The sequence below is a fragment of the Rufibacter tibetensis genome (genome assembly GCF_001310085.1).
GTDB classification, from domain to species: domain Bacteria; phylum Bacteroidota; class Bacteroidia; order Cytophagales; family Hymenobacteraceae; genus Nibribacter; species Nibribacter tibetensis.
In genome coordinates this window covers 2,351,106-2,365,013 of record NZ_CP012643.1, presented here as the reverse complement: position 1 = coordinate 2,365,013, position 13,908 = coordinate 2,351,106, and the positions used below count along the sequence as shown (strand labels likewise).

The 13,908-nt window shown below is 50.5% G+C and carries 8 protein-coding genes; 5 read left to right on the top strand and 3 right to left on the bottom strand.

The window, feature by feature from the left end:
- Nucleotides 1-29: 29 nt before the first annotated feature.
- Together DC20_RS09520 and DC20_RS09515 are read right to left on the bottom strand one after the other, a co-directional pair.
- On the bottom strand, nucleotides 30-1,916 hold the full coding sequence (locus tag DC20_RS09520) for a gamma-glutamyltransferase family protein (protein ID WP_062543622.1): 1,887 nt from the start codon (nucleotides 1,914-1,916) through the stop codon (nucleotides 30-32).
- A 73-nt stretch (nucleotides 1,917-1,989) separates the two neighbouring features.
- Nucleotides 1,990-3,180 carry a threonine aldolase family protein gene (locus tag DC20_RS09515; protein WP_062543621.1) on the bottom strand — a complete coding sequence of 397 codons (1,191 nt, stop codon included), beginning with the start codon at nucleotides 3,178-3,180 and terminating at the stop codon, nucleotides 1,990-1,992.
- A 247-nt stretch (nucleotides 3,181-3,427) separates the two neighbouring features.
- Here DC20_RS09515 and DC20_RS09510 point away from each other — a divergent pair, with 247 nt between their 5' ends.
- Nucleotides 3,428-4,957: a M20/M25/M40 family metallo-hydrolase gene (locus DC20_RS09510; protein WP_062543620.1), complete on the top strand. Its 1,530-nt coding sequence runs from the start codon at nucleotides 3,428-3,430 to the stop codon at nucleotides 4,955-4,957.
- 241 nt (nucleotides 4,958-5,198) lie between these two features.
- On the opposite strand, the gene DC20_RS09505 is transcribed toward DC20_RS09510, so the two are convergent.
- On the bottom strand, nucleotides 5,199-6,290 hold the full coding sequence (locus tag DC20_RS09505) for an acyltransferase family protein (RefSeq protein WP_062543619.1): 1,092 nt from the start codon (nucleotides 6,288-6,290) through the stop codon (nucleotides 5,199-5,201).
- 352 nt (nucleotides 6,291-6,642) lie between these two features.
- Between DC20_RS09505 and DC20_RS09500 the strand changes: the two genes are divergently transcribed.
- The 4 genes from DC20_RS09500 (at nucleotide 6,643) to DC20_RS09485 (ending at nucleotide 13,836) form a co-directional block, all read left to right on the top strand.
- Nucleotides 6,643-6,858, top strand: a complete 216-nt coding sequence (locus tag DC20_RS09500; protein ID WP_062543618.1) for a hypothetical protein — start codon at nucleotides 6,643-6,645, stop codon at nucleotides 6,856-6,858.
- A gap of 304 nt (nucleotides 6,859-7,162) precedes the next feature.
- Nucleotides 7,163-9,370: an acylase gene (locus tag DC20_RS09495; RefSeq protein WP_062543617.1), complete on the top strand. Its 2,208-nt coding sequence runs from the start codon at nucleotides 7,163-7,165 to the stop codon at nucleotides 9,368-9,370.
- 42 nt (nucleotides 9,371-9,412) lie between these two features.
- Nucleotides 9,413-10,747 carry a M20/M25/M40 family metallo-hydrolase gene (locus DC20_RS09490; RefSeq protein ID WP_062543616.1) on the top strand — a complete coding sequence of 445 codons (1,335 nt, stop codon included), beginning with the start codon at nucleotides 9,413-9,415 and terminating at the stop codon, nucleotides 10,745-10,747.
- Between the two features lie 299 nt (nucleotides 10,748-11,046).
- Complete coding sequence (locus tag DC20_RS09485) at nucleotides 11,047-13,836, top strand: M14 family metallopeptidase (RefSeq protein WP_062543615.1); 2,790 nt, start codon at nucleotides 11,047-11,049, stop codon at nucleotides 13,834-13,836.
- Nucleotides 13,837-13,908: the final 72 nt, after the last annotated feature.

Sequence of the window (13,908 nt, the reverse complement as noted above, 5' to 3'; positions counted from 1 at the left end):
TTAGCTCGCCGAATTTAAAGTTCGGTTACTTACCATCCAATACCGTAATCCTCGCCGTGGTTACTGGAGCCGCCCCAGAAACTACCGTGTTTCCAATCAAAATAGATAGCGTTGATTGGGCCACTGGTACGGTCGTCAAAGCTTAAGATATAGCCCATTTTCTTCAATTGAGCACGCACCTCTTCAGGAGTACTGTCATGTAAAAGGATCTGGCCCGGCTTGGGTTTGCGGTCATCAGTTTTGGTACCGCCTAAGGATAGCCACAACTGGTTGGTGTTGAAGTTGGGTGCCTCAGAAGCCTGCTGCACATTCATCCCGAAATCAGCTACGTTCAAAAAGAACTGCAGAAGGTTCTGGTCCTGGGTATCGCCGCCCTGTACCGCGAAGGACAGGAAAGGCTTCCCATCCTTCAGCGCCATGGACGGAGTAAGCGTTACTCTGGGCCTCTTACCCGGCTCTACCACGTTAAAAGGATTCAATTCAGGGTCTAACACAAAGCTTTGCATGCGCTGGCTCATGCCCACTCCGGTGTTTCCGGCAATAACGGCGGGGTTCCAGCCACCGCTAGGCGTGATAGACACTACCCAACCTTCTTTATCGGCGGCTTCTACGGTGGTGGTACCCAGCCATAGTCTCTTTTCATAGTCTACTTTGGAAGAACCGTTCCGGATGTCGTGGGTGGGCGCGAAGTTCCGCTTGGTGGTATCCATCTCGTAGCCTCTCTCTTTCAAAAGCTTCAGGTACGGGTTTTTCAAGCCTTTTGCCTCAAATGGGTAAGGATCTCCTGGCCCTATGTTAGGATTGTTCTTGTCAAACTGAATCAGAGATGCTCTTTGCTTGGCATACTCCTTACTCAGCAACCCTTTGATGGGTTCCTGCGGCGCGAAGTAGGAGTCGCCGTAGTAGAAATCCCGGTCTGCGTAGGTGAGGTTCATGGTTTGGTAAAGCGTATGAATGTACTTGGGACTGTTATGCCCCATGCTCTTCAGGTCGAAGTTTTCCAGGATGTTCAGCGCCTGCAGCATGACAGGCCCCTGGGTCCACTGCTTTAGCTTGTAGACCTCAATCCCTTTGTAGTTTACGCTTAGCGGCTCTTCTTCAATAGGCTTCCACTTGGCCAGATCCTGCATGGTAATCAGACCGCCCTGCTCCTGGCAGCCCCGCACAAACTCCTTCGCAATATCGCCAGTGTAAAAACGGTCATAAGCAGCCATGATGGCTTCTTTGCGGCTTTTACCTTTCTTAAGAGCCGCTTTCTCGGTTTCCACCATTTTGGTAAGAGTGGCTAGCAAATCTTTTTGCACAAAGATTTCGCCCGCCTCGGGAGCTTCTCTTTTTTGACCTAAATGCGGCAGGAATACTTTTTTGCTGTAAGGCCATTGCTTCAACCGCTCTTTCTCGCGCTCAAAGCTGTTGGCTGTCTGGGCTTCAATGGGGTACCCGGAGGCCATTTCCATGGCAGGGGCCAGCACTTGCTCTAAACTCAGGGTGCCGTAATTGGCTAACATGTACAAAAGTCCGCCGGGGGTACCGGGGGTAGTAGCTGCCAAGGGACCATATTCCGGCGGAAAGCTGTAGCCTTTGCCTTTGAAGAACGCCGCGGTAGCCCCGGTTGGCGCCACGCCCATGGCGTTGATGGCAATGACTTTCTTTGTTTTAGGATTATAGATCAAGGCTTGGGTTTCGCCGCCCCAGCTCAGGACATCCCACATGGTGCAGGTAGCCGCCAGCATGGCGCAAGCCGCATCCACTGCATTTCCACCTTTCTGAAAGGTCATAGAACCGGCTGTGGCGGCCAAAGGCTTTCCGGTAATGGCCATCCAGTTCTTGCCGTGCAATACCGGCTTTTGCGTCTGCTGCCCCAAGGCCGCTCCAGCAAAAGAGAGACAAAGAAGCAGGGTTAGAATTCTTTTCATATAGGTACTATTGAGATAGTTTACGTTAGACAAAAATGGCCCAAAAAACAGGAACGTGAAAAGAGACTATACATTACGCGACAGACGAATTGATGGCCTTCTTCAAAGCATTTAAAATGGATTCATTGCTCCTTTTTAGAATCGTCTCATTCACGTAGAACTTGATAGTGCCTTGTCCGTCGGGCATCCTTAGCTGGATTTGCTCTTTCTCCTTTAAATAAGCAGTAAGCTTTTCAAAGTTGACTGGCGCTGTAATCTGCAGGTTGAAGATGTTACTTCCGTTCTCGATTTTGCTGACCTTCATGTTTCCTGCCTGGTTCATTATACTGAATAGCTGGTCTGCTTTTGTTCTGGCTTTCTGTAGCTGGCTTTCAATGGTAGCAACCTTATCTAACGCCATGGCCGCGTAAGGCCAGTTTTGGTAGATGTTGCCGCCATACACTTTAATCAGGTGCGGCATCTGATCAATGACTGCCGCATCGCCGGCCAGAATAGCACCGCCTTTGCTTCCCAGGTATTTATAGAGCGAAATGTACACTGTGTCAAACGGGGCAGCATACTCCTTGATAGGCACTCCCGAATACGCCGATGCCAGGTGCAATCTGGCGCCATCCAAGTGTAGCTTTATCCCGTTCTCTTTGCAATAGGCCGCTATTTTCCTGATCTCTTCTATGGAGACCACCTGCCCATCGGCTCTTCTGACCGGGTTCTCAATAGACACCGCGCCAATACCACTCTTGAAAACCTCGCCTTTGTCATGATACGCAATTGCTTCCTTCAATTCCTCCAAGCTGAACTCGGCTTTGCCGGGCGCCAACGGAATCAGCCTTTTGCTGTGGACCGTCTGGGCAGCATCGGCTTCATCACGGAACAGATGGCTGACCTCCTGCACAAAGATTTTGCTTTTGTTCTGGCTCAGCACTCGCAGCGCGAGGTTGTTGGCCATAGTCCCCGAAGGCATAAAGATAGCTTTCTGTTTTCCGGTTATTTCGGCAAACTTCTGCTCTAACTGGGCAACTGCTCCTTCTTTGGCGTAGGTATCTTGCACGTTGGGATATTTTTCTACAACTGCCTGGAGCTCCTGCACATATTCCTTTGGGGAAGGCATGGCCCCATCGGTCACAAAGTTGATGCTTTCCTCTTTTCCCGCGGCGTACTGCGCCAAAGCAGCTGGCGAGGACAATCCGGTTGGAAGCAGGAACGGAAGTGTTGCCAACCCAGAGCTTTTCAGAAACGCACGTCTCCCCTTTATTTTCTTAGCCATCAGCAGATTCTTAAAGATGATTTCTAGCTACCAATATAAAGGAGTTGATTTGATTTCTTGCTGAACACCCTGCAACCTGGCTTCAGCAAGACTTCAATTCAAGGGAGTTTACATACTGTTTTCTAAAAAACAGGCCTAAAAAGAGGAAAAAGGCAGGGCTAGGATTTCACCTTAAGCAGGATAGCAAAAGAACCGTTCTGCTTCTTATCTTAGCATTACCAGCCTCACCTATTTCACCAGCCTACCCATGACCTTGAAACTTTACCGAATCCTTGGCTTAACCCTCGCCGCGCTGTGCTCCCTGCCTTCCCTCAAGGCGCAAACCATACAAGCGTACATTAAGCAAAATGACAAGAAACTGATGGAAGAGTACATCCGGTTTCTCTCTATCCCCAATGTTTCCACAGACACGGTCAATATCCGGAAGAATGCCGTTTTCATTAAGGACATGATGACCAGCAGGGGCATTAAAGCAGAGTTACTGACCGGAACTACTCCTGAAGTTACTCCGGCAGTGTTCGGCGAAATCAAAACACCTGGCGCTAACAAGACCATTGGGTTCTACGCGCATTATGACGGACAACCGGTGAACCCGAAGCAATGGTACGCAGGCGTGGAGCCTTTTAAACCGGTGCTCATTACCGGAGCATTTGAAAACGGCGGCAAGATTATAGGACCATACAAATCTGGTGACGCTGTTAATCCAGACTGGCGCATTTTGGGCCGCGGCTCTGCCGATGACAAAGCAGGAGTGATGGCGATCATCAACGCCTACGATGCCTTGGTGAAAACCGGCCAGCGCCTGAATGCGAACATCAAGTTCCTGTTTGAAGGCGAAGAAGAAGTAGGCTCCATCCACCTGGATGAGGTTTTCAAGCAGCACAAAGCCAAACTGCAAGCCGATTGCTGGATCATCATTGACGCACCCCGGCATGCCTCAGGCAAAAAGACCATTGTATATGGCGTGCGCGGCGACGTGAACATGGCCCTTACCGTCTATGGCGCCAAACGCCCGCTACACAGCGGCAATTACGGAAATTGGGCACCCAACCCTGCCCTGAAACTAGCTCAACTACTGGCCTCTATGAAAGATGAACAGGGCAAGGTGCTGGTGAAAGGCTTTTATGACGATGTCACCCCGCTTACTGCCTCCGAGAAGAAAGCCCTGGCTCAAATCCCGAATCAGGATGAGATCTTAAAAAAGGAGCTAGGAGTCAACACCCCGGAAGTAGCAGGCAGATCCATTGTAGAGTCCATCATGCAGCCCACCCTGAATATCAATGGCCTGCACAGCGCCAATGTAGGCCCGATGGCCAGCAACGTAATTCCCACCAAAGCCGAAGCTGTTTTAGACCTGCGTTTGGTAAAAGGCAACGATCACAAGAAACAGGCAGAAAAGGTGATTGCCCATATAAAGAGCAAGGGTTTTCAGGTACTGGACCGTGAGCCTACTGAAGAAGACCGCAGCAAACACCCTAACCTAATCAAGGTAGAAGTGGAGCATGGCTACAACGCGCAGCGCACCCCCATGGATTTACCCATCGCCAAAAGCATACAAACTGCGGTGCAGTCCACGACCAAAGAACCACTGGTCTTGATTCCCTCTATGGGCGGAAGCCTGCCCTTGTACCTCTTTGAAGAAATCCTGAACACAAAAGTGGTCACCGTGCCCATTGTGAACTACGACAACAACCAGCACGCCGAGAATGAGAATGTAAAAATTCAGTACCTCTGGGAGGGCATCGAAACCATTGCCGCTATCATGCAACTCAAATAAATGCGTTCCGGAACTGAGGGTTTGTTCTGCAATCTTCAACTTACCCTTTAACCATTCTCCAAACATCTATTTGCGGGAGCAGGAGCATTCTTTGGGAATTACGGAAACTGCCACATACACAAAGAAGGCGCTTCAACTTAAGTTGAAGCGCCTTCTTTGTGTTAATATTTTGATGGCAAAGCTGAACCTAACGTGTAGAACTTACAGGTTTTGAGATATATCTATTAGATCAGGCAAAAGGCTACACCATGCTCTTCGCTTTATCTACCGTCACCTCCTGCTTGCCAAAGGCAGCCCTTAACTGTAAAAGGTTTTGCTTCATGTTCCTGGTCATTGGCACCTCTATGAAGAACGTAATAAGTGAAGCTACTATCAAGGCCACAGGTAAGGCTACACCAAGTGACGCCACCCAGAAGTTTACTCCAAACTCATTCACCAGGGTTGGAATGAGGCCGCTAAACTTATCTGTTGCCACGTATTGATGGGTCAGGTATAAAGCAAAAGAAATCTTACCTAAGTAAAGAGTCACCTTGTTGACCAACGGCTTCAGTTGGTTAGTTACAAACAAAGTAAAAATGGAGAAGTAAGCGGTAAGCAATCCTACATACTCTACTTCATTGATAAATTTGCTTGAGGTTGCCAGCTTAAACAGAAGCACCTGGCACACAAAGCAAAAAACAATCATCAGGTAGTTTTCTGCTTTCTTTCCTTCATGCGAATGGATTTTATAGAACAGGATCCCCGCGTAAAATAAAGGGAAGTACTTCAACAGAGGGATGGCATTAAAAACGAATTCGACAACCCTATACTCATACAGGAAATTAGCAGCCACAACTGCAGAAAGGGACAGCGAAATGGCTATACTATTGAAATACTTCAACAACTTGAAGTGAAACAGAAACAGAACGCCAATGTAAAAGATCATTTCAATGATCATGGTCCAGTAAGGGCCATCCAGATTAGGGATCTTTAGGTAGTGTTGGAACATGGTCATGTTCCCCAAATAATCCCTCAAAGGCACCCGCTCTAAAGAGCCATATCTGTAAAAAGAAGAGAAGGCTATGAAGAGGAAAGTAAAGGTAACAGACGCCCAATAGGTAGGATACAATCTGCTGATCCGGTTTATAACGAAATCAGAGCTTCTTGAGATTTTGCTGACGCTCATGAAAATCACGAACCCACTGATAATAAAGAACAAATCTACCCCGGTCGCTCCGTATTTAAAGCCCAGCGCTGCTTCTGGTCGATCTAAGGTATAGTGAAAAAGCACTACTATTAAAGCCGCTATCCCCCTTAAGGCGTCTAGCTCTTGATATCTATTGCTTGGAGCCATATCAGTAAACTTTCATTCCATGGGTAAAGGGGGGAAAACACTACACTTCTTTCATCATTACACATCCTAAATTTTATTAAAAAGTGCAATAATTACCATACTTAATACACAAATATACTACGTTTTAGCATAGTTAAAAGATTCACCCTTGTATTTTAACTTAAATTTTGCACAATTTTTACACCAATTTAGCATTTCAGAGTAGACCTGATTTTAACCACAAAAATTTCTTTCCTTTGCCATTCAAAAACAATCCTTCTTTTTTTAAAAAATCCTGATTAATAAGTATTTATCCTTATAAACATAATAGGTAGTATAGCAGAAGTTAATTCTAACCTTAAACTAATAAGCTATGCCACAAGGAGTAGTAAAATCAGTTATACCTACATTCAATAAACCCTGCGCAGGCACAGTAGAAGCTCTTGAAGACAATGATGTGATTTGCATAAAAAGAGGCCAGACCTATAATTTCAAGGAAGGCCACGGAAATTGCTGCAAAAAGGACAATATAGTTGAAATCATAGGCAAGAATATCGATGGCACTGTCAACCTGGATTGTAAAGAATGAGCCATTGCAAACCGAATTGAATGAAGGATTGTTAATACATTGAACACTGCGCTATACCAATCCTGTTTTACATTATGGTGCCCGAAGCCCTGGCAAAAACTCTTGTCAGGGCTTCGGGTATTTTAAACCAGCCCGAAAGACGAACCTCAGGCTACCGCAGGCCAGGCAAACAAGGGGAAAGTCAATCTCTTACTTCCTTTTGCAACCCTCTTCTAGTATTTAGAATTGGGAGGCCTATTTTACAGGTATTTTATCCAAAATAGCCTTAAATTGGTGATTCGCCTTTTTCTACCTTCATCTGCTCATGAGATACTTGTTAAAGAATACTACTCTTTTCTACCTTTTCATCTTCGTTCTTTTCTCCTGCTCTTCCAGCGAAAAGATTTCTTCTTCCAAAGAGGTAGACCAATGGAAGGCCCAAGCGGCGCGGGTAACCATTATCCGGGATGATTTTGGCGTGCCCCACGTGTACGGCAAGACCGATGCTGATGCCGTTTTCGGGCTGTTGTACGCGCAGTGCGAAGATGATTTCAACCGGGTAGAGCGGAATTACCTGTGGGCCACTGGTAGATTAGCCGAAGTGGAAGGCAAAGAAATGCTATACAGCGACCTACGGGCGAAACTCTACATGACCCAGGAAGAAGCCATGCAGCACTACGAAAAAAGCCCCGAGTGGCTCAAAACCCTTTGCCAGGCCTTCGCAGATGGCATCAACTATTACCTGCACACCCACCCCGAGGTAAAGCCCAAACTGCTCACGCGCTTTGAGCCCTGGATGCCCATGTACTTCACTGAAGGCTCCATTGGCGGCGACATAGAAAGCATTCCGCTCAACAAGATTCAGGCGTTCTACGAAAACAACAAAGCACAGGGACTTACCGGCTACAACCACCAGCCATCGACCCAGCCCAACCTTTTGGCAGAACCCAAAGGCTCCAATGGCTTCACCATCTCCGGCAAGCACACCGCTTCGGGCAATGCCATGCTGCTGATCAACCCGCATACGTCCTTCTTCTTTAGAGGTGAAGTGCATGCGGTGAGCGAAGAAGGTTTGAATGCGTACGGCGCTGTCACCTGGGGGCAGTTCTTCATCTACCAGGGCTTCAACGAGAAAACCGGCTGGATGCATACTTCGGCGTACGTAGACGTGATTGATGAATTTGAGGAGAAAGTAAGCAAGCAGAACGGCAAACTGGTCTACCAATATGGAAACGAGCAACGGCCGGTGACCGCCTCTCAGGTAACGCTGTCTTACAAAGAAGATGATGTAGTCAAGCAAAAGACCTTCACTACCTACAGAACCCACCACGGCCCCATTACGCACCAGAACGGCGACAAGTGGGTAGCCACCGCCCTGATGTGGAAACCGGTAGAGGCGCTCACGCAATCCTACACTCGCACCAAGAAAAGCAACCTGAAGGAGTTCAATGAGATGATGCAAATGCGGACCAACTCCTCTAACGGAACCGTCTACGCCGATGCCGAGGGCAACATCGCTTACTATCACGGCAACTTCTTCCCCGAACGCGACACGTCTTTTGACTACTCCAAACCCGTAGACGGCAGCAACCCCAAAACCGATTGGCAAGGCCTGCACTCTTTGGAGGAAACCATTCGGGTCATCAACCCGCCCAACGGTTGGATTCAGAACTGTAACTCTACGCCGTTTACCAGCGCCGGCGAGTACAGCCCTAAAAAGGAAGATTACCCCGTGTACATGGCACCATCGCCCGAGAATTTCCGGGGCATCCATGCGGTACGCTTGCTCAAGAAAGCGAATAACCTGACGTTGGACAAACTCATCGGTTTGGCCTACGACCCGTACCTGCCCGGCTTTGAACTGCTCACTCCTGGCTTGGTGAAGGCTTATGACAACCAAAAACCGAACGATCCCAAACTGAAAGCAGCTATTGACGTGATGCGCCGCTGGGACTATGCGGTATCTAAAGAATCGGTGGCCATGTCTTTGGCGCACTTCTACGCGACCATTTCCACGAGGAACGGCAGCGCGCCCAAAAGCCTGAACCTGATCGAGCGGTTTGAGTATTACGCAAACCAATCACCGGAGAAAGAGCGCCTGGATCTTTTCCGCCAGACTATCGCGCACCTGGAAAAAGATTTCGGCACGTGGAACACGCCTTGGGGAGAAATCAACCGTTTCCAACGCCTCACCGGCGACATTCAGCAGCCGTTCAATGACGCCAAGCCAAGCCTGCCTATTGGGATGGCTTCCGGGAACTGGGGCGCACTGGCCTCCTTCGGGGCCAACTCTTACAACACCAAGCGCCTGTACGGCACCTCGGGCAACAGCTTTGTGGCCGTTGTGGAATTCGGGCCGAAGGTGAAGGCGAAAACCCTGCTGGCTGGCGGACAAAGCGGCGATCCTGCCTCGCCACACTTCGATGACCAGGCCCAACGCTACGCCGATGTTCAATTCAAAGACGCCGCTTACTACCGCGAAGACGTGGAGAAACGCGCCAAAGCCACTTACCATCCGGGAGAGAAAAGGTAAGCGCCCCCTTCTCCCGAACCACCAATAACCCACACCAACCAAATGAACAAACCAACCCAGTACCTGTTACGAGGCCTTCTGCCTGCCACCTTTGCTTTTTGCCTGGCAGCACCGGCCGTCGCGCAATCCCCGGCCACCGAAAAACCAATTTCCGTGGACAAGCGCTACGAAAACGATATAAAAGCCCTAGCCAAGAACGCCACGGTGAAAGCTGCCTTCAAGACCATCCTGGACCTGGAGCCGCAAACGCTTCAAGACCTGATTACACTTACCGAGATCCCGGCACCACCTTTCAAAGAAGAAGTGCGCGGCAGGAAATATGCCGAAATGCTGCGGGCTGCGGGGGCCGATTCGGTCTGGATTGATGAAGTAGGCAACGTATTAGCGCGCCGAAAAGGGAAAAATGGCTCTAAAACGGTAGTCATGGAAGCGCACCTGGACACGGTTTTTCCCGAGGGTACCGATGTAAAAGTAAAGCAACGCGGCGACACGCTCCTCGCACCCGGCGTAGGCGATGATACCCGAGGTCTGGCCATGGTGCTGTCCGTTTTGAAGACGTTGGAGAAAACCGGCTTAGAAACGGAAGCGGATGTGTTGTTCATTGGCACCGTAGGCGAGGAAGGTTTGGGTGACCTGCGGGGCGTGAAACACCTGTTTTCTGAAAAAGGGCCCAAAATCGATTCGTACATTGCTGTGGACGGAACCGGCATCGGGACCGTAACCAACCGGGGCCTGGGTTCGCACCGGTACCGCATTACGTTCAAAGGTCCGGGCGGGCATTCCTCCGGCGCGTTCGGGCTGGTAAACCCCCACAATGCCTTGGGCAGAGCCATCCACTACTTCGCCGTAGAAGCCGACAAGTTCACCAAAGAAGGTATCAGGACCACTTACAACGTGGGTGTGATTGGCGGCGGCACCTCGGTGAACTCGATTCCTTTTGAGTCCTGGATGGAAGTGGACATGCGCTCTGAGAGTCCGGAGCGGGTAGAGGGCATTGACAAGCTTTTGCAGGCTGCCGTGCAGCGTGCCTTGCAGGAAGAAAACCAGATGAAGCGCCTCGGCCCCAACCTGACCGTGGAGGTGAAACTGATTGGCGACCGTCCGGCCGGTGGCGTTGATCCTGGCGTGACCCTGGTGCAGCGCAGCGTGGCCGCCACCCGGTTCCTGGGCACCGAACCGGCGCTTCGGGTGGGGTCTACCAATTCCAATATCGCGTTCTCCAAAGGCATCCCGGCGGTGACCATCGGCAGCGGCGGAAAAGGCAGCAACGCCCACGCCCTGGATGAGTATTGGATCAACGACAAAGCTTACCTGGGCACCCAACGCGCCTTGCTCCTGCTGTTGTCTGAAACAGGCATTGCTAAAGGAAAAAAGTAGTTTTTCCCTAAGGCGCTTTGGGCATATTTTCCTTTTGACCAAGAGGGCTACATGCAAAACTGCCTTGTAGTAGAAACTGCGTTTAGAGCCTGTTTTCTGAAAAGAGCTTTAAAACGTTCTACAATCGAAAAAGCTCTCTGCCTTCTACAACATATCTCTTCCGCCTTTGTCATCTTGGAAAGATCTTGTGGGCGAACTAGAAAGCCTTGTCTTAAGCGCTGTTACTGCTCGCCTACAAGATCCTTTCAGGATGACAAAAGAATGAATTTGCCTTCCTCTTACTTCTAAAATCTATTCTTATGATTAGTAAGTTTTACCGTTCCCTCACGCTTCTGCTGCTATTGACAGTGGCGGTTTGTCAGGCCCAAACGGTTCCTACACCTAAAGAGCATTTCGGCTTCAATATTGGCGACGATTACCAGTTGGCAAATTTCACCCAAACCGAAGCCTATTTCAAGAAACTGGCTGCCTCTGATCGCACCAAACTGGTAGAAATTGGGCTCACGGAGGAAGGCCGTCACCAATTTATGCTGATTGTCTCTTCGCCGGAGAACATCAAGAATTTAGGCCATTTTAAGGAAATCTCCCAGAAACTTGCCCGGGCCGAAAACCTGACCGAGGCACAAGCCCGCACCTTGGCCGCTGAGGGCAAAGCGGTGGTGTGGATTGACGGCGGCCTGCACGCCACCGAAACGGTGGGCATTCACCAGTTGATTGAAACCGCCTGGAACCTGGTAAGCCGCCAGGATGCGGAGACCAAGCGCCTGCTGGACCAGACCATTGTGCTTATGACGCACGCCAACCCCGATGGGCAGGAACTGGTGAGCAACTGGTACATGCGCGAGCGCAAAGAAAAGAACCGCTCCCTGAACCACCTGCCCCGCCTGTACCAGAAATACGTGGGCCACGACAATAACCGCGATTTCTTTATGAACAACATGAAAGAATCGCAGAACATCAGCCAGCAACTATTTGTGGAGTGGATTCCGCAGATCATGTACAACCATCACCAACGCGGCCCGGCCGGTTCGGTGCTGGCGGGTCCGCCGTACCGTGACCCGTTCAACTACGTGTATGATCCTTTGTTGGTGACCAGCATTGATGCCGTGGGCGCCGCCATGAACAACCGCCTGAACGCCGAAGGCAAGCCCGGCTACACGCAGCGTGCCGGCTCTCAATTCTCCACCTGGTGGAACGGTGGTTTACGCACCACGCCTTACTTCCACAACATAGTGGGCCTGCTCACCGAGATTATCGGGCACCCTACGCCGGAAGAAGTGCCGCTGGTGCCGCAGCGCCTGATTCCCAACGGTGCCACGCCCAACCCTGTCGCGCCGCAGAAATGGCATTTCAAGCAGTCTATTGATTACTCCGTGTCGCTCAACTATGCTGTCCTTAACTACGCGGCCCGCCACAGCGATGAGCTGCTCTACAACATTTACCGCATGGGCAGGAACTCCATTGAGCGCGGCAGCAAAGACTACTGGGCCCTTTCTCCTAAAAGCGTAGAGGCCGTCACGGCCTCGCACGCGAAAGAGCAGAAATCTGCCGATACCGATAACGCTACTAATGAATCTACTTCCGGAGGTGGAGGCAACGTTCCGGTCAAGCATTTTGAAACAGTTTTCAAAGACCCTGCTTTGCGCGACCCAAGAGGGTACATCATCTCGGCGGCTCAGCCTGATTTTCCTACGGCAGTCACCTTTGTGAATGCGCTGATCAAATCGGGAATCCTGGTGCACAAGGCTACCGAGGAATTCAAAGTAGCCGGCAAAACCTACCCGGCCGGTTCTTACGTGGTGAAGACCGACCAGGCGTTCCGGCCACACGTGATGGATATGTTTGAACCGCAAGAGCACCCCAACGATTTCCAGTATCCGGGCGGTCCTCCTATTCGGCCGTATGACGCCGCCGGTTGGACCTTGGCGTTCCAAATGGGTGTGCAGTTCGACCGTATCTTAGACAACTTCAAAGGACCGTTTCAACCGGTGCCTTACGGAGAGTTGCAAACTCCCAACGGCAACCTGAAAGCATCACCGTCAGATGCCGGTTATGTGCTGGATGCCCGCGCTAATCATTCCTTCATTGCAGTCAATGACTTGCTCCAGGCTGGTGCTGAGGTATACCGGATGCCAACCGCTGGTGCTGACCAAGGCAACTTCTTCGTTCCTGCCACCGATAAATCCAGAGCCCTCGTGCAAAAAGCTGCTGCTGCCTACGGCCTGAACATCAAAGGAGTCGCGCAACGTCCGGTTGGTGCCACCACCAAGGTTTCTCCCTTGCGCATCGCTCTCTGGGATACGTATGGCGGTTCTATGCCCTCGGGCTGGACGCGCTGGATTATGGAGCAATACCATTTCCCTATCCAGTTAGTATATGCGAAAGACATTGACGCGGGTGACCTGAACAAGAAATACGATGTAATTTTGTTTGTAACCCGGGCCATTCCTGCCGTGGGCGGACAAGGGAATACTGAGCGAGGCAGTGAAAGCCGAGGCCCTAAGCCGGAAGATGTTCCGGCCGAGTACCGTTCCCAGCTGGGTTCTATTACGGCAGAGAAGTCTGTCCCGGCCCTCCGGAAGTTCATGGAAGCCGGCGGCACTGTAGTCACCATTGGCACCAGCACCAACCTGGCTTATCACCTGGGACTACCCGTTAGCAATGCCTTGGTGGAGATGAACGCTTCCGGGCAAGCCAAACCGCTCCCAGCTACAAAATACTACATCCCAGGCAGCATTCTTCGGGTGAAGTACGCCACTACCCAGCCCGCTACCTGGGGCATGCCTACTGAGGGGGACGTTTACTTTGACAACAGCCCCGTGTTCAAGCTTACTCCTGATGCCGTAGCCAACGGCGGGGTAAAACCACTGGCCTGGTTTCATACAGATAAGCCGCTCCGGAGTGGTTGGGCCTGGGGACAGGCTTATCTGAAAGATGGTGTAACGGCTTTTTCTGCCCCAGTCGGTGCAGGCACCTTCTACGCCTTCGGCCCAGAAATCACGTTCAGAGGCCAGGCACACGGAACTTTCAAGCTTCTCTTTAATCAACTGTATTCTACGGGCAATGGTACCGCGCAAAGTATGCGGTAACAATGACAATACTACTTAGGTCAAAAAAAGAGAGGCGCCAATAAAAGGGCGCCTCTCTTTTTTTGAGTTGAG